Here is a 15,168-nt window from a genome sequence, read left to right on the forward strand (position 1 = left end):
CGGGGCTTCGTAACCGGGCACCAGACGCTTGTAGATGTTGGTGGTGGAGTTGGAGAAGGCGTTGATGGCCTTGGCGTGCTTGATGATGCCGCCGATGTACCAGAGGCACATCTGGCTCAGGCCGGCGTACTTGTCGCCGGCGAACAGCGGCTTGCCGTCGCCCCAGATCGACTGGTGCACGTGCATGCCCGAGCCGTTGTCGCCGAACATCGGCTTGGCCATGAAGGTGGCCGTCTTGCCGTAGGCCGCCGCCACGTTGTGGATGACGTACTTATAGAGCTGCAGGCGGTCGGCCATGACGATCATGGTGTCGAACTTCAGGCCGAGTTCGTGCTGGGCCGGGGCCACCTCGTGGTGGTGCTTTTCCGGCTTCATGCCGAGCTCGCCCATCACCGCCAGCATTTCGCCGCGCAGGTCCTGGGCCGAGTCGATCGGGTTGACGGGGAAGTAGCCGCCCTTCGGACCCGGACGGTGACCCATGTTGCCTTCGGCGTATTCCTTGGCCGAGTTGCCGGGCAGTTCGATGGAGTCATAGGAGTAGCCGGTGTTGTTCGGCTGCACCGACCACTTCACGTCGTCGAAGATGAAGAACTCGGCTTCCGGACCGAAGAACACGGTGTCGCCGATGCCCGAGGCCTTCACGAAGTTCAGCGCCGCCTTGGCGATGGAGCGCGGGTCGCGGTCATAGGGGGTGCCGGTGTCGGGGTTCACGACATCGCAGAACAGGCACAGCGTGGTCTGCTGGTAGAAGGGGTCGATATAGGCGCTGTCCAGGTCCGGACGCAGCTTCATGTCGCTTTCGTTGATGGCCTTCCAGCCGGCGATCGACGAGCCGTCGAACATCGTGCCGTCGTTGAGGAAGTCATCGTCGATCAGGTCGATGTCGAAGGTGACGTGTTGCATCTTCCCGCGGATGTCGGTGAAGCGCACGTCGACGTACTTCACGTCCTTCTCTTTGATTTCGTTCAGAATGTCCTTGGCGGTCGCCATAGTCGTATCCCCTTGCAGATGTCTCGATAGGCTAAAGTCTTAGACGGCGGCGGCGCCGGTTTCCCCGGTGCGGATCCGCAGCACGTCGATGATGTCCGAAACGAAAATCTTGCCGTCGCCGATGCGGCCGGTGCGCGCCGCGCCGATGATCGCTTCCAGCACGCGCTCGAGCTGGTCGTCGGCGATGACCACCTCGATCTTGATCTTGGGCAGGAAGTCCACGACGTACTCGGCGCCGCGATAGAGCTCGGTCTGGCCCTTCTGGCGGCCGTAGCCCTTGGCTTCCAGCACGGTCATGCCCTGGACGCCGAGTTCCTGAAGGGCTTCCTTCACCTCGTCGAGCTTGAACGGCTTGATGATCGCTTCGATTTTCTTCATGGCCCGACTTGGTACTCAAACAGCGCCGCCCCAGCGGTTGCCGGCTACGAGCACGCTCCGGCGCGGGGCGACAAGGGGGCGCCCGCCGAGGTTTGCGCGGTGGCGGATGGGAATCCGCGAATGTCTATTTTCTCAGCAGAGGCTGCGCAAGAAATAACCACCGCCGGAATCGCCTTTGTCCGCCGGCTTCCGGCGCCTAGGATCGCGCGCAAGTTCGGGCGGAGGCGTGTGACATGGACGACAGGACCCCAGTTCTCATTGGCGCGGGCCAATTCACCTATCGTGGTGAGGCGGGCGCTTCGCCGTCCCCGACGCAGTTGCTGAAGATTGCGGCGGAACGCGCCGCGGCCGACGCCGGCCTGGGCGCGGAAGTCCTGGCGGCCATCGACGGCCTGGCGGTGGTGGGGTTCACGATCGACGCCCCCGGGGGCGGCCGGCTGGTGCCGCACTCCACCAATCCGCCCGCGACCCTGGCCGGGCGCATCGGGGCCAAGCCCGACTGGGCGGTCTATTCCCACATGGGGGGCAACAGCCCTCAGCAGCTGATCAATGTGGCCTGCGAGCGGATCGCCCGCGGCGACAACGACCTGACCCTGGTGGTGGGCTGCGAGTTCCTGGGGTCGGCCACCAAGCGCCTGACCAAGGGCCTCGGGTTCGACGACTGGGACGACGCCGAGGAGCTGCAGGCCCCGGAACGCATCGGCGATCCGCGTCCGGGCTCGACGCCGTACGAGAACAGGCACGGCCTGGGCCGGCCCATCAATGTCTACCCGCTGTTCGAGAACGCCCTGCGCGGCCGCGACGGCCGCTCGATCCCCGACCACCAGAAGCAGATGGGGGACCTGTTCGCCCCCTTCACCGAGGTGGCCGCCAAGAACCCCGAAGCCTGGTTCCCGGTGGCGCGCTCCTCGGCGGAGCTGATCACGGTGACCGAGCGCAACCGGATGGTGGGCTTCCCCTACACCAAGTATCTCAACGCCATCATGGAGGTCGACCAGTCGGCTGGCGTCCTCGTGTGCAGCCTCAAGAAAGCGCGCGAACTGGGCGTGGCGGAGGGAAAGTTTGTCTACCTGCACGGCTGCGCCGACGCCTATGACCTGTGGTTTCCCATCGACCGGCAGAACTACCATTCCAGTCCCGCCATGCGCCTGACCGGCCAGCGGGCGCTGTCGATGGCCGGCGTCAGCCTCGACGACATCGGCCACATCGACCTCTATTCCTGTTTCCCGGTCGCCGTGGAGATCGGCGCGGAGGAACTGGGCCTGAAGCTGGACGACCCGCGCGGCCTGACCGTGACCGGCGGGCTGCCCTATATGGGCGGGCCCGGGAACAACTACGCCATGCACTCCATCGCCGTGATGATGCAGCGGCTGCGGGACAACCCCGGCGACTGGGGTCTGGTGACCGCCAATGGCTGGTTCCTCACCAAGCAGTCCACCGGGGTCTATTCCACCAACCTGCCCACCAAGCCCTTCGAACGCCAGGACCCGAAGGTGATCCAGGATCAGATCGACGCCCTGGCCCATCCGACTGTCATCGAACAGCCGCAAGGCGCCGCCACGATTGAGACGTACACGGTGGTTCACGGCCGGGAGGGCTACATGATGGGCATCGTCGTCGGCCGAGATTCCGAGGGCCGCCGCTTCGTAGCTGTGACCCCTAGCGACGAGGCCACCCTGCGCGACCTCGAATCGCGCGAAGGGGTGGGGCGTACGGGAACGGTCAGTCAGACCGAAGACGGCCAGAAGAACATCTTCATTCCAGACTGAGATTTCCCATGTCGCGACTCTACCTGATCCGCCACGGCAAGCCGGCCGCCGTCTGGGGCGAGGCCGATGACGATCCGGGCCTGGACGACGCCGGCCGGGCTCAGGCGGAGGCCGCCCGCGACCTGCTGCTGGCCCTGCCAGAGGCTGAGCGCCCTACCAAGGTGGTCAGCTCGCCCCTGCGCCGCTGCCGGGAAACCGCCATGCCGACCGCGCAGGCCCTGGGCGTTGAGATCGAGATCGACCCTTTCGTCGGCGAAATTCCCACGCCGAAGGGCCTGACCGCCGAGCAGCGGCCGCCGTGGCTGCGCGAGGTCTTCCAGGGGCTCTGGAAGGACGTGAAGGGCGACCTGGACTACGACGCCTGGCGCCAGGACGTCGCCGGCTCGCTCAATGCGCGGGCAGGCACAGCCGTCTTCAGCCACTATGTGGCGATCAACGCGGTGATGTCACAGCTTGCTGGCGATGAGCGCGTTCTGGTCTTCCGGCCCGACCACGCCTCGATCAGCGTGCTTGAGACCGACGGCGAGACCCTGCGCCTGGTGGAGCAGGGGCGAGAAGCCACCACCGGCGTCCTTTAGAGTTAGAGTCCCAGGAGTAAGCGCCGTGCGGCCGATCCTCACCGTAGCTGAGATGGCGGCCGCCGACGCCGCGGCGATCGCGGCCGGGACCACTGGCGAGGCGCTGATGGCCCGCGCCGGCCTGGCCGTGGCCGACGCCATCTGCCAGCGCCATGCGCCGCGACCCACCGTCGTCCTGTGCGGCCCGGGCAACAATGGCGGTGACGGATATGTCGTCGCCCGCATCCTGGCCGAGCGCGGCTGGGACGTCTGGGTCGAGCGCCTGGCCCCGCCGGCCAGCGCCGACGCCAAGGCCGCAGCGGCGCAATGGAGCGGCGATACCTGCGAAATCGGCGAGGCGACCCGCGAGGCGGACCTCTACGTCGACGCCCTGTTCGGGGCCGGCCTCAGCAAGCCGCTCGACGGGGAGGCGGCGCGCATGGCCCGGCTGTGCGAGCGCATCCCCGACCGCGTCATCGCCATCGACCTGCCCAGCGGCCTAGCCGGGGATACGGGCCAGGTGGTCGGCGACGTCGCCTTCTGCGCGGCCCTGACCATCACCTTCCATGCCAAGAAGCCGGCCCATGTGCTGGAGCCGGGCGCCAGCCGCTGCGGTGACATCGTCGTGGCCGACATCGGGCTGGTGACCGAGGGCGCGACCCTGCTGGAGAACACCCCGGAACTCTGGCTGTCGCGCTTCCCCTGGCCGGACGCCGGCGCGCACAAGCATGCGCGCGGCCGGCTGGTGGTGGTGAGCGGCGAGGCCTGGAACACTGGCGCAGCCCGCCTCGCGGCGCGCGCGGGCCTGCGCATGGGGGCGGGGCTGGTGACCCTGCTGTCGCCCACCGAGGCGCTCTCGGTCAACGCCGCCCACCTGGAAGCCGTCATGCTGCGTGGGTTCGACACCGAGGTGGAGCTGGAGCAGCTGGCCGCCGATGTGGACGCCGCCATCATCGGCCCCGCGGCAGGGGTGAACGAGACGACCCTGCTCAATGTCCTGGCGCTCGCGCGCACCGGAGCGGCCCTGGTGATCGACGCCGACGCCATCACCGTGTTTCGCGACGACCCCGAGGAGCTGTTCTCGGTGCTGGACGTCGATGACGTCCTGACCCCCCATCCCGGGGAGTTCGAGCGGCTGTTCCCGGGGTTCCTGAAGGAGGCGCCCGAACGTATCGCCGCGGCCCGCCGCGCGGCCAAGAAGGCCGACGCCATCGTGCTGCTCAAGGGCCCCGACACCGTCATCGCGGCCCCGGACGGTCGCACGGCGGTCAACACCAACGGGTCACCCTGGCTGGCCACCGCCGGCTCCGGCGATGTGCTGGCGGGCTTCATCGGCGCCCTGATCGCTCAGGGCATGGAAAGCTTCGAGGCGGCCTGCGCGGCGGCCTGGATCCACGCCGACGCCGCCGACCTGCACGGCCCGGGCCTGATCTCCGAGGACCTGCCGGGCCTGGCGCCCGCCGTCCTGCGGCGTCTGTACGACCTGCGTTAGCCCCCCGTGGCCAAGCTTGTTGGCCCGTGCTACGAGGCCGGCGTTCTCTAGGAACCCCGCACGTGACCCGCTCCTGCGCAGCCCTCGCTATTCACGCCCAGGCCTTCATGGCCTGCCGCGTAGCTGTGCTCGAGGGGAGTGCGATCTAGGTTCGACTGATCCAAACCCCTCCCGACGCGGCGAGGGGTTTTGCAGGTTTCGAGCGCCCCTCGTCCGTCTTCTGGCTCCTCCGAAGGAAAGCCGATGACGTCCCTGACACCCCACCTGTTGCTGGCGCTGGCCCTGTTCGCCTTCGTCAATTCGATCACCCCTGGCCCCAACAACACCATGCTGATGGCCTCAGGGGCCAATTTCGGCTTCCGGGCGACCCTGCCTCACCTCAGCGGCGTGGCGATCGGCTTTGGGGTGATGGTGCTGGCGGTGGGGCTGGGCCTCGGCGGCCTGTTCTTGGCCTTCCCCTGGCTGCACGACGTGCTGGCCGTGGCCGGCGGCCTCTACATGATCTGGCTGGCGTGGAAGATCGCCACCTCCAAGGGCATGGCGGGCGGCCAGGCCGGCGGCCGGCCCCAGACCTTCTGGCAGGCCGCCGCCTTCCAGTGGGTCAACCCCAAGGCCTGGGCCATGGCCATCGGCGCCATCACGGCCTACGCCCCGGCGGAGAACTACAATCTCAATGTAATGCTGGTGGCCTTGGTGTTCATGGCGGTCAACGGACCTTGCGTCACCATCTGGACCAGCTTCGGCGTCGGCCTGCGCCGGTTCCTGGACCGTCCGGCGGTGCTCAAGGCCTTCAACGTGACCATGGCGTTGCTCCTGCTGGCGTCCCTGATCCCCCTGGCCATGGAGGTGGCAGGCTAGAGTGCGGAGCCGCGCCTCAGGGCGCGATGGGCCGGGCGGTCGTCGCCGTCATCTTGTCGATGGCCTTCGGGCCAGTGGGGGAATCTCGCTGGAAGGTTGGTGCGGCTAGAGGGACTCGAACCCCCACGCCTTGCGGCGTCTGGACCTAAACCAGGTGCGTCTACCAATTCCGCCATAGCCGCCAACACGGCCCGTCTATAGCTGGGCGGACGAAATGGGCAAGCCGACGCGCGCCATGCCGAAGAGCTTGACCCGACCCCCGCCGCCGCAGAGCCTGGTGGCCACACGCGGGGAGAGGGCCTTGTCCACAGGCTACTACGACGACAACGCTGAGCGGTTCTTCGCCGACACCGCCTTCGTTGACCTGTCGGAGGGCCGAAGCCGCTTTGTCGCGGCCCTCCCACCAGGCGGCCGGATTCTGGACGCCGGCTGCGGCTCGGGCCGGGACGCCCTGGCCTTCCATGAGCTGGGTTTCGAGGTCACCGCCTTCGACGGCTCCGCCGCCATGGTGACGCGGGCCTCAGCCTTGACGGGCCTGGCCGTTCTGCACCTCAGCTTCGCCGAGGTGGCGTGGCTTGAGGCCTTCGACGGCATCTGGGCGAACGCCTCGCTGTTGCATGTTCCCCGTCGTGACCTGCCGGACATGATGCGCAGACTCCGGGCAGCCCTGGTTCCAGGCGGCGTCTGGGAGCTGTCTTTCAAGCTCGGCAGGGGGGAACGCCACACGCCCGGGCGGCTGTTCACCGACCTCGATGAACCAGCCGCCCGAGCCCTGATCCACGAGGTCGGGGGCCTGGAAACTCTCGCCATCACCGTAAGCTATGACGTGAGGCCCGGGCGCGAGACCGAGGGCTGGACCAACGTCCTGGTCCGCCGCGTGGGGTGAGGGCGCGCCGCCCTCTTTGGGCTTGGAGTGCGCGCCGTGAAATGACATAAGGTCGCCCGCTCGCCGCCAACCCTGGCGGCGCTTACCTATTCAGCCGAGGCGGACCTGAAAGGCGCATGACACCGCGCCGTGTCCGGAAAATCCAAGAATGTCGATGCAGATCGTTGAGAAGTCTGGTGAAGGCCTGAGCAAGGTCTTTAGCGTCACCGTCCCCATGTCGGACCTGGTCGAGCGCCTGGACGCCAAGATCGCCGAGATCACCCCCACCCTGAACATCAAGGGCTTCCGCCCCGGCAAGGTGCCGCAGGCTCACGTCCGCAAGCTCTATGGCAAGTCCATCATGAGCGAAGTCGTGGAGCAGACCCTCAACGAGACCACCCAGAAGGTGCTCGAGGAGAACAAGCTGCGCCCCGCCGGCGATCCTGACCTGACGCCGAACGGTGACATGGCCCAGGTCATCGATGGCAAGGCCGACCTCGCCTACGACATCGCCATCGAGGTGATGCCCGAGTTCGAGCCCACCGACCTCACCAAGATCTCGCTGAAGCGCCCGGTCTACGAGCCCACCGACGCCGAGGTGGACGAAGCCGTCGACGAACTGGCCAAGCAGAACCGCACCTATGAGACCCGCACCGGCAAGACCGTGAAGGCCAAGGACGGCGACATGGTCGTCATCGACTTCATCGGCCGCGCCGACGGCGTCGCCTTCGAAGGCGGCACGGGCGTGGACACCGAGCTGGTGCTGGGTTCGGGCAGCTTCATTCCCGGTTTCGAAGAGCAGCTGGTCGGCGCCAAGCCGGACGACAAGGTCATGGTCAAGGTGACCTTCCCGGCCGAGTATCAGGCCCCGAACCTCGCGGGCAAGGACGCCGAGTTCGAGACCACGGTGAAGGAAGTGAAGGCTCCGGTGGAGTCCAAGGCCGATGACGGCCTGGCCGAGCGCCTGGGCGTCGAAAGCCTTGAAAAGCTCCGGGAGCTGCTGAAGACCAACCTGGAAGGCCAATACTCGGGCGCTTCACGCTTCAAGCTGAAGCGCGCCCTGCTGGACGTGCTGGACGAGAAGCACGACTTCCCCCTGCCGCCCAAGATGGTGGAGGCCGAGTTCGCCCAGATCTGGGGTCAGGTTCAGTCCGACAAGGAACGCGGCACGTTGCCGCCGGAAGACCTGGAAAAGACCGACGACGTCCTGCAGACCGAATACCGTAAGATCGCCGAGCGCCGCGTGCGCCTGGGTCTGGTCCTGGCCGAGATCGGCCGGGTCAACAACGTCCAGATCACCGATCAGGAACTGGCTGAGGCCATGCGTGCCGAAGCCATGCGCTACGGCCCGCAAGCCCAGCAGATCTTCGACTTCTTCCGCCAGAATCCCGCCGCCCAGGCCCAGCTCCGGGCCCCGATCTTCGAGGACAAGGTCGTCGACCTGATCATCGAACAGGCCAAGGTGAAGGATGAGAAGGTGTCCAAGGACGACCTGCTCAAGGAAGACGACATGCCGGCCGGCTACGGCGCCTAGAGGGCCTCGACAGACGAGATCAAGGGCGCCCGCCGGGCGCCCTTTTTCGTTGCGGAACCATTTTCGCATCCTTCGCGTTTCGGGTGATTGCGGAGCTTTCTGACGTGGTCAGGAGGCTCGTCGGCCCGGGGCGCTGCCTGTGAGCCGCTTGGTTGAGAGTTGGGCGGGGGCTCCGAATGCCATTCTTTCTTCGGATCGCAGGCCGAGCCCTGGCGTCGTGCGCCACCGCAGCCTTGCTGGCCGCACAGCCCGCCTGGGCCGACGCCGACGCGGCGGGCTCTCTTGCCGACCTCTCTCGCCTGTCGTTGGAAGAGCTCGCCAATGTGGAGATTACTTCGGTCTCCAAACGCCCCGAGGCCCTGAGCGGCGCTCCGGCCGCCGTCTATGTGATCAGCAATGACGAAATCCGGCTCTCGGGCGCTGACAGTCTGCCCGAGGCCCTCCGCCTCGCCCCCAATCTGCAGGTCGCGCGGATGAACGCCTCCGGCTATGGAGTTTCGGCGCGCGGGTTCAATCACTCCACGGGCACCTCCAACAAGCTGCAGGTGCTGATCGACGGCCGCAGTATCTACACCCCGCTCTACTCCGGCGTCTTCTGGGACGCCCAGGGGGTGATGCTTGACGATGTCGAGCGTATCGAGGTGATCAGTGGGCCGGGGGGAGCGCTTTGGGGCGCCAACGCCGTCAATGGCGTCATCAATGTCATCACCCGCAAGGCCGCCGACACCCAGGGCGGTCTTGCGCACCTGACGACGGGCTCCGACGATACCGCCGCCAACCTCCGCTACGGCGGGCGCTTCGGTGAGACCGGCGCTTTCCGCATCTACGGCATGGCCGCCAACTACGGTGAGAGCCGCACCACGGCCGGCGCCGGTGGCGGCGATTCCTGGGACCGGGCCCAGGCTGGATTCAAGGTCGACTGGGGCGGGGAGGGCGACGCCTTCACCCTGCAGGGCGACCTCTATGATGGGTCCAGCGAACCCGTACCGGGTGCGCGGGCCGAGGGGGCCATTGGTGGCGGAAACCTGCTTGGCAGCTGGACTCGCCGGCCGCAGGGCGGCGGGGTTGTGGAGGCCACCGCCTACTATGCCCGTGACCACCGCACGATCAGCTCCGGAATCAAGGACAGCCTGGAGGTCTACAATCTGGATCTGCAGTACGCCCTAGCCGCTCGGGGCCGCCATACCATCGTGGTGGGGGGCGGCTATCGGCACAACCAGGACAATTTCCGCGGGGCGTTCCGCACCTCGTTCCTCGCCCCCGCCAGCCGCACCACCCGGCTGGGCAATATCTTCGTCCAGGACGAGATCACCCTGCGCGATGACTTGATCCTGACCCTTGGCCTGAAGCTGGAACACAATAGCTATACGGGCCTGGAATACCTGCCCAATGCTCGTCTGGCCTGGCGGCCGGCCGATCACGCCCTGTTCTGGGGCGCTGTTTCCCGGGGCGTGCGCACCCCCTCACGGTTCGACCGCGACCTGATCAATCCCGGCCTAATCGCCGGCGGCCCCGCCTTCGTGTCGGAGGAACTGATCGCCTACGAGGCCGGATACCGAGGCCAACCCTCACCCAACCTCTCGGTGTCGGTGTCGGCCTACTACAATGTCTATGACGATCTGCGGACCGTGGAGTCGTTCACCCCGGCGGTGTTCCCGCTGGAGATCAGGAACGGAATGCGCGGCGAGACCTATGGCGTCGAGGCCTGGGCTTCCTGGCAGGTGCGCGCAGGCTGGCGGCTGACCGCCGGCGCCAACGCCCTGCGCAAGGACCTGTCGCTTGATCCTGGCAGTCGCGACACCTTCGGCGTCAATTTCGCCGGGAACGACCCGAGCTATCAGCTCTCCCTTCGGTCGCATATGAGCCTGACCCCAACCCTGGATCTCGATATCGATCTGCGCAGCATCGACGACCTGAAGAGCCCGGCGGTCGCCGCCTACACCGAGCTGGGCGCCAGGCTGGCCTGGCGGGTGACCGACCAGGTCGAGCTGGCGGTGATCGGGGACAATCTGCTCAACGACCAGCACCTGGAGTTCGTCAACGGCTCGGTGCCGCGGCGGGAGATTCCGCGCAGCGTGCGCGCCAGCCTGCGCTGGGGTTTCTGACATGAAGGCCGCGGCTCGGCTGCTGATCGCGGCCGTGCTCTGTCTTGCGCCGATCGCCACCGCCCGCGCCGCCGACAGTCTCGAGGCGCCGGTCAAGGCGACCTATCTCTACAAGTTCGTGCCCTTCGTGGAGTGGCCCGCGGCGGCCTTCACCTCCCCCACCCAGTCCGTGGCGCTCTGCGTTCTCGTGGGGGATCCCTTCGGCGCGGTGCTGGACTAGGCCGTGCGCGGCCAGAAGGTCGGCGGGCGGCCCATCAGTGTCCGCCGCTTGGCGCGGACGGAAAAGGCCACCGGCTGTCACGTGCTCTATCTGTCGGCCCCGCGCGCGCCGGCAGCGGTTGACGCCCTGCAGAGCGCTCACGGCGCGCCAGTGCTCACCGTCACCGACCAGGCGAGCGGCGCGGGCGGTATCGTCAACTTTGTTCTGCGCGAGAACCGAGTCCGGTTCACGATTGATCCCCGCGCCGCGGCCCACAACGGCCTGACCATCAGCTCCAAGCTGCTCAGCCTGGCGCTGAACGCTCGTGGCGGGGGCTAGGCATGGCCCTCCTGGACAAGCTGCCGATCCGCTGGAGCCTGATCCCCGCCATCGCGGCTATCGGCGCCATTCTCCTGGTGCTCAGCGGCCTGGGCATCGCGATCTATGACGAACAGAATTACCGCGCCCAGAAGATCCGGGAGGCCACGGCCCAGGGTGAAATCCTGGCGGCTACGGTCACCGCGGCCCTGGCCTTCGATGACCGTCCGGCGGCGCAGGAATATGTCGAGGCGCTGCGGGTCAATCCTCAGGTGGTCTCGGCCGGTGTCCACAACGACGCGGGCGCCCTGGTGGCCGGCTACGCCCGCGATGCCGGCGCCCAGGCCGACGCCAGCGTGAAGCTCCAGCCTCCCGCCTTCGTCGGTCGGCACCTGGTTGTCGTGACGCCGGTGTCAGAGGCTGGCCAGCACCTCGGTCTGGTGGCGCTGCGCATCGACACCGATCCGATCACCCGGCGGCTCTCGCGCTATGTCGGCCTGGGCCTGCTGCTTTTCATGGCCCTGCTCGTCGTCGGCGTCCTCGCCGCCGCCCACGCCGTCCTGACCCGCACCAACAGCGACCTGGCCGACGCCAACCGCAACCTGCAGGAAGAGATGCACGAGCGCGAGCGCGCCGAGAGCGCCCTGCGCCAGAGCCAGCGCATGGAGGCCATGGGCCAGCTCACCGGCGGCGTCGCCCACGACTTCAACAACATCCTCATGATCGCCTCCAGCGGTCTTGATCTGATGGAGCGCACCGACAAGCCGGAGCGCCGCAAGATGCTGATCGACGGCATGCGTCAGGCGGTGGACCGGGGCGCCAGCCTGACCCGCCAACTCCTGGCCTTCTCGCGCCGGACCTCGCTGCGACCCGAGGTCATCGACCTCAACGCCCAGCTTGAGGGGATGCGTCTCCTGCTGGACCGCTCCCTGGGGGAGGATATCTCCGTGGTGGTGGACCTGCCCGCCGATCTCTGGCGGGTGCAGGTCGATCCCTCCGAGTTCGAGCTGGCCATCCTGAACCTGGCCGTGAACGCGCGAGACGCCATGTCGGGCGGAGGCAAGATCACTATCAGCGGGCACAATCGCTCGGCGGGGGCCGATGAAGCGGTCCCGGTCGATCATGTCGTTCTGGGCATCACCGACACAGGGGCCGGCATGGCGCCGGAGACGCTTTCGCGCGTATTCGAACCCTTCTTCACGACCAAGGCGGTGGGCAAGGGGACGGGGCTGGGCCTCAGCCAGGTCTACGGTTTCAGCCGCGCGTCGGGCGGCGACGTGCGGATCGAGAGCACGGTCGGGCGCGGCTCGACGATCTTCCTGCTGCTGCCGCGGACGGAGGACCCATTGCCGGTCCCGGCGCCCGACCTGTCGCCGGTCACCCGCGCGCCGGGCGGACAGGGCGATCTCCTGCTGGTGGAGGACGACGACGGGGTCGCGGACCTGGTCTGCGGCATGCTTGTGGAGCTCGGCTACAACGTCACCCGCGTCGACTGCGCGGCGGCCGCCATCACGGCGCTGGAGGCCAGTCCGGGCTTCGACATCGTATTCTCCGACCTGGTGATGCCGGGGGAGATGGACGGCATAGCGCTCGCCCGGGAGATCGGCCGGCGCTGGTCCAGCCTCCCGGTGCTGCTGACGACGGGCTTCAGCCCCGGCGTCGCCGCCGCGGCCGAGGAGGGGCTGACCCTGCTCACCAAGCCCTATGGGATCGGCGCCCTGGCCGCCGCCTTGGACTCCGCGAGACCCGGCTGAGGGCCCCCGAAAGCAATTTCGCCAACTCTTAAGAGCTATCGGGGCTATTGGTCACCTTGCGCGGGCCCCACCGGCACGCGATATCCACCGGGTACACGGCTCGCGTTCGAGAGTCGTTCACATCGAGAAGGGCTGCCTCCCAATGTTTGATCCGCCGACGACCGCCCTGAACCTTGTCCCGATGGTGGTCGAGCAGACCAGTCGCGGCGAGCGTGCATTCGATATCTTCTCCCGCCTCCTGAAGGAGCGGGTCATCTTCCTGAACGGTCCCGTCGAGGACGGGATGTCGGCGCTGATCTGCGCCCAGCTGCTGTATCTTGAGGCCGAAAACCCCAAGAAAGAGATCCAGATGTACATCAACTCGCCCGGCGGCGTGGTGACGTCGGGTCTCGCGATCTACGACACCATGCAATACATCAAGAGCCCGGTGGTCACCCTCTGCATGGGTATGGCGGCCTCGATGGGGTCCTTCCTGCTGATGGCCGGTGAGGCCGGTCAGCGGATCTCGCTGCCCAACGCCCGCATCATGGTTCACCAGCCCTCGGGCGGCTATTCCGGCAAGGCCTCGGACATCGAGCGTCACGCCGAGGACATCATCAAGACCAAGCGCCGCTTGAACGAGATCTACGCCAAGCACACCGGACGCTCCTATGAAGAGGTCGAGGAAAAGCTCGACCGCGACACCTTCATGACCGCCGATGAAGCCAAGGAGTGGGGTCTGATCGACCTCGTCCAGGCCAACCGCTCCGAGGACTAGCCGCCTTGGGTGCGCACACCCTGGTGGTGGGCGGGACCGGGATGCTTTCGGGACTATGCGAGGCGCTCGCCGGCGACGGCGGGCGCCTTTCGCTTTTGTCGCGACGGGCGCCTGGCCCGGACGGATTCGCCTGCGACTACCATGACCGGGTTTCGTTCGCCGCCGCGCTCGGAGCGGCGATCACCCGCTCCGGCCCGATCGACCTGGCGGTGGCCTGGTTCCACACCCTGAAGATCGAGGCCCCGCGCCTGCTGGCCGAGCAGGTCCAGGGGCGTCTGTTCCAGGTTCTGGGCAGCGCCGCGGCCGACCCCGCCCATCCCTGGCGGCTCGAGACGGCGCGGAAGGTCGTCGAAAACCTGCCGGGCTGCGAACTCCGGCAAGTGGTGCTGGGCTTCAAGCTCGAGCCGGACGGCTCCCGCTGGCTTACCAATGAAGAGATTTCAGGCGGCGTGCTCGAAGCGGTGCGCGCCGACCGCTCCCTGACCATCATCGGCCAGACCCAGCCCTGGTCGGCTAAGCCGTGAGCCGTGCCTCCGCCGCCGCTATCAGGTCGTCGCCGCCCTGCGTCACGTCGAAGCGGTCGAAATCCTTATCGTCGGCGGCGCGAACGTCGCCGAACAGGCCCTTGGGGTCCTCGTGGAAATGTAAAAAGGCGCGGGACTTCCGGTAGAAGACGCCACGCTTCTTCTCCGTCAGGCCGGGCAGGGCGCGGACCCGGGCCAGCAGGGGCTCGAGCTGATCCAGCGCGATCTCACCGGCATGCTTCACGGTCGGGCCTCAGGGACGTTCCTTGAAGACACGGTAGCCACGATGATCGGCGAGCTTCAACATCTCGCGGTCACCGCTGGTGTCCCCATAGGCAGCCTTCAGGGTGAAGTCGGGACCGAACATCGCGCGCAGCCGGCGCACCTTCTCCGGCCCGCGGCAATTGGGGCCGAGGAACCCGCCGGTCACCCGGTCGTCGGCGTCGAAGGCCAGTTCCGTGGCGATCAGGGCGTCGGCCCCGAGGCCTCGGGCGAAGGGGGCCACGATGATGTCGGGGGAGGCGCTGACGATCACCAGCTTGGCGTGGCGCTGCCGCCAGCGCCGCCAGGTCTGCAGGGCGTCGGGGCGCAGCAGGCTGGGGGCCGCGACCTCGGCGAAGGCGCGAGCCTGCGCTTCCAGCTCGTCGCGGGTGACGCCCTTGAGAAATTCCCGCACGGCGGCCGCCTTGATGCGTCCACGATTGCGATGCGCCAGATACGAGATCGCCGCCGGGACCAGCCGGGTCATTCCCGCCATATAGCGGCCCTGATCGACGCGCCATTTGAGGAATTCGGTGAAACTGTCACGCACGGTGATAGTGCCGTCGAAATCGAAGGCCACGACGCCCGCGTCTTCGATCTGATCGTCCAGCATCTCGTGGGACGGAGCGCCGCCGCCGCGCAAGGATCGTTTCGCCATGGCTCCCCCTCGCGCCGTATCCGCCGCGTGTCTACCGGGAACAATCGGCAGGCGCAGCACGCACCTTGGGGGGGAGGCGTTTCGCGGCGCCCGGAGCCGAAGGCTTGTCCCGAACTGGCGCACACCCATCTAGGGATTCGGACTGGCCC

14 protein-coding genes, 1 tRNA gene and 1 pseudogene are annotated in these 15,168 nt (G+C 67.4%); 11 read left to right on the forward strand and 5 right to left on the reverse strand.

Annotation, left to right across the window (positions count from 1 at the left end):
• Both glnA and Q8N10_RS12875 read right to left on the reverse strand, forming a co-directional pair.
• A partial coding sequence (gene glnA / locus Q8N10_RS12870; RefSeq protein WP_305663936.1) for a type I glutamate--ammonia ligase occupies window positions 1-990 on the reverse strand: 990 nt, incomplete at its 3' end.
• Between the two features lie 39 nt (window positions 991-1,029).
• On the reverse strand, window positions 1,030-1,368 hold the full coding sequence (locus tag Q8N10_RS12875) for a P-II family nitrogen regulator (protein WP_304780044.1): 339 nt from the start codon (window positions 1,366-1,368) through the stop codon (window positions 1,030-1,032).
• Window positions 1,369-1,601: 233 nt separating this feature from the next.
• On the opposite strand from Q8N10_RS12875, the gene Q8N10_RS12880 reads away from it, so the two are divergent.
• The 4 genes from Q8N10_RS12880 to Q8N10_RS12895 all read left to right on the forward strand — a co-directional run bounded on the left by Q8N10_RS12880 (window position 1,602) and on the right by Q8N10_RS12895 (window position 6,044).
• A complete protein-coding gene (locus tag Q8N10_RS12880) occupies window positions 1,602-3,137 on the forward strand; it encodes an acetyl-CoA acetyltransferase (RefSeq protein WP_304780046.1) in 1,536 nt (511 codons plus the stop codon).
• An 8-nt stretch (window positions 3,138-3,145) separates the two neighbouring features.
• Complete coding sequence (locus Q8N10_RS12885; RefSeq protein ID WP_304780049.1) at window positions 3,146-3,715, forward strand: histidine phosphatase family protein; 570 nt, start codon at window positions 3,146-3,148, stop codon at window positions 3,713-3,715.
• 52 nt (window positions 3,716-3,767) lie between these two features.
• Window positions 3,768-5,186: an NAD(P)H-hydrate dehydratase gene (locus Q8N10_RS12890; RefSeq protein WP_304780165.1), complete on the forward strand. Its 1,419-nt coding sequence runs from the start codon at window positions 3,768-3,770 to the stop codon at window positions 5,184-5,186.
• A gap of 243 nt (window positions 5,187-5,429) precedes the next feature.
• Window positions 5,430-6,044: a LysE family translocator gene (locus Q8N10_RS12895; RefSeq protein WP_304780052.1), complete on the forward strand. Its 615-nt coding sequence runs from the start codon at window positions 5,430-5,432 to the stop codon at window positions 6,042-6,044.
• 97 nt (window positions 6,045-6,141) lie between these two features.
• Here Q8N10_RS12895 and Q8N10_RS12900 read toward each other — a convergent pair.
• Window positions 6,142-6,226: transfer RNA gene (locus tag Q8N10_RS12900), tRNA-Leu, on the reverse strand.
• Window positions 6,227-6,345: 119 nt separating this feature from the next.
• On the opposite strand from Q8N10_RS12900, the gene Q8N10_RS12905 reads away from it, so the two are divergent.
• The 7 genes and pseudogenes from Q8N10_RS12905 to Q8N10_RS12935 all read left to right on the forward strand — a co-directional run bounded on the left by Q8N10_RS12905 (window position 6,346) and on the right by Q8N10_RS12935 (window position 14,100).
• Window positions 6,346-6,930, forward strand: a complete 585-nt coding sequence (locus Q8N10_RS12905) for a bifunctional 2-polyprenyl-6-hydroxyphenol methylase/3-demethylubiquinol 3-O-methyltransferase UbiG (protein WP_304780055.1) — start codon at window positions 6,346-6,348, stop codon at window positions 6,928-6,930.
• A gap of 154 nt (window positions 6,931-7,084) precedes the next feature.
• The gene (tig, locus tag Q8N10_RS12910; RefSeq protein ID WP_304780167.1) at window positions 7,085-8,443 is read left to right on the forward strand and encodes a trigger factor; all 1,359 of its coding nucleotides are present in this window, start codon (window positions 7,085-7,087) and stop codon (window positions 8,441-8,443) included.
• Window positions 8,444-8,619: 176 nt separating this feature from the next.
• Window positions 8,620-10,548: a TonB-dependent siderophore receptor gene (locus Q8N10_RS12915; RefSeq protein ID WP_304780058.1), complete on the forward strand. Its 1,929-nt coding sequence runs from the start codon at window positions 8,620-8,622 to the stop codon at window positions 10,546-10,548.
• A gap of 1 nt (window position 10,549) precedes the next feature.
• A pseudogene (locus Q8N10_RS12920) lies at window positions 10,550-11,086 on the forward strand (YfiR family protein).
• Window positions 11,087-11,088: 2 nt separating this feature from the next.
• Entirely contained in the window at window positions 11,089-12,819 is a 1,731-nt protein-coding gene (locus Q8N10_RS12925; protein ID WP_304780061.1) for an ATP-binding protein, read from the forward strand.
• 142 nt (window positions 12,820-12,961) lie between these two features.
• Entirely contained in the window at window positions 12,962-13,576 is a 615-nt protein-coding gene (locus Q8N10_RS12930) for an ATP-dependent Clp protease proteolytic subunit (RefSeq protein ID WP_304780064.1), read from the forward strand.
• Between the two features lie 5 nt (window positions 13,577-13,581).
• Entirely contained in the window at window positions 13,582-14,100 is a 519-nt protein-coding gene (locus Q8N10_RS12935; RefSeq protein ID WP_304780066.1) for a hypothetical protein, read from the forward strand.
• Here Q8N10_RS12935 and Q8N10_RS12940 read toward each other — a convergent pair.
• Window positions 14,090-14,344, reverse strand: coding sequence for a hypothetical protein (locus tag Q8N10_RS12940; RefSeq protein WP_304780069.1), 255 nt, complete (start codon window positions 14,342-14,344; stop codon window positions 14,090-14,092). The genes Q8N10_RS12935 and Q8N10_RS12940 overlap by 11 nt on opposite strands.
• A gap of 9 nt (window positions 14,345-14,353) precedes the next feature.
• Window positions 14,354-15,019 carry an HAD-IB family hydrolase gene (locus tag Q8N10_RS12945; RefSeq protein WP_304780072.1) on the reverse strand — a complete coding sequence of 222 codons (666 nt, stop codon included), beginning with the start codon at window positions 15,017-15,019 and terminating at the stop codon, window positions 14,354-14,356.
• Window positions 15,020-15,168 lie beyond the last annotated feature (149 nt).

Origin of the sequence: Phenylobacterium sp. (assembly GCF_030693625.1) — a bacterium.
GTDB lineage: Bacteria > Pseudomonadota > Alphaproteobacteria > Caulobacterales > Caulobacteraceae > Phenylobacterium > Phenylobacterium ferrooxidans.

Excerpts from the sequence above, each read along its gene's own strand:
- tig (WP_304780167.1), top strand. The coding sequence starts at position 7,085 with ATGCAGATCGTTGAGAAGTCTGGTGAAGGCCTGAGCAAGGTCTTTAGC.
- Q8N10_RS12885 (WP_304780049.1), top strand. The coding sequence starts at position 3,146 with ATGTCGCGACTCTACCTGATCCGCCACGGCAAGCCGGCCGCCGTCTGG.
- Q8N10_RS12880 (WP_304780046.1), top strand. The coding sequence starts at position 1,602 with ATGGACGACAGGACCCCAGTTCTCATTGGCGCGGGCCAATTCACCTAT.
- Q8N10_RS12930 (WP_304780064.1), top strand. The coding sequence starts at position 12,962 with ATGTTTGATCCGCCGACGACCGCCCTGAACCTTGTCCCGATGGTGGTC.
- Q8N10_RS12925 (WP_304780061.1), top strand. The coding sequence starts at position 11,089 with ATGGCCCTCCTGGACAAGCTGCCGATCCGCTGGAGCCTGATCCCCGCC.
- Q8N10_RS12915 (WP_304780058.1), top strand. The coding sequence starts at position 8,620 with ATGCCATTCTTTCTTCGGATCGCAGGCCGAGCCCTGGCGTCGTGCGCC.
- Q8N10_RS12890 (WP_304780165.1), top strand. The coding sequence starts at position 3,768 with ATGGCGGCCGCCGACGCCGCGGCGATCGCGGCCGGGACCACTGGCGAG.
- Q8N10_RS12875 (WP_304780044.1), bottom strand. The coding sequence starts at position 1,368 with ATGAAGAAAATCGAAGCGATCATCAAGCCGTTCAAGCTCGACGAGGTG.
- Q8N10_RS12945 (WP_304780072.1), bottom strand. The coding sequence starts at position 15,019 with ATGGCGAAACGATCCTTGCGCGGCGGCGGCGCTCCGTCCCACGAGATG.
- Q8N10_RS12895 (WP_304780052.1), top strand. The coding sequence starts at position 5,430 with ATGACGTCCCTGACACCCCACCTGTTGCTGGCGCTGGCCCTGTTCGCC.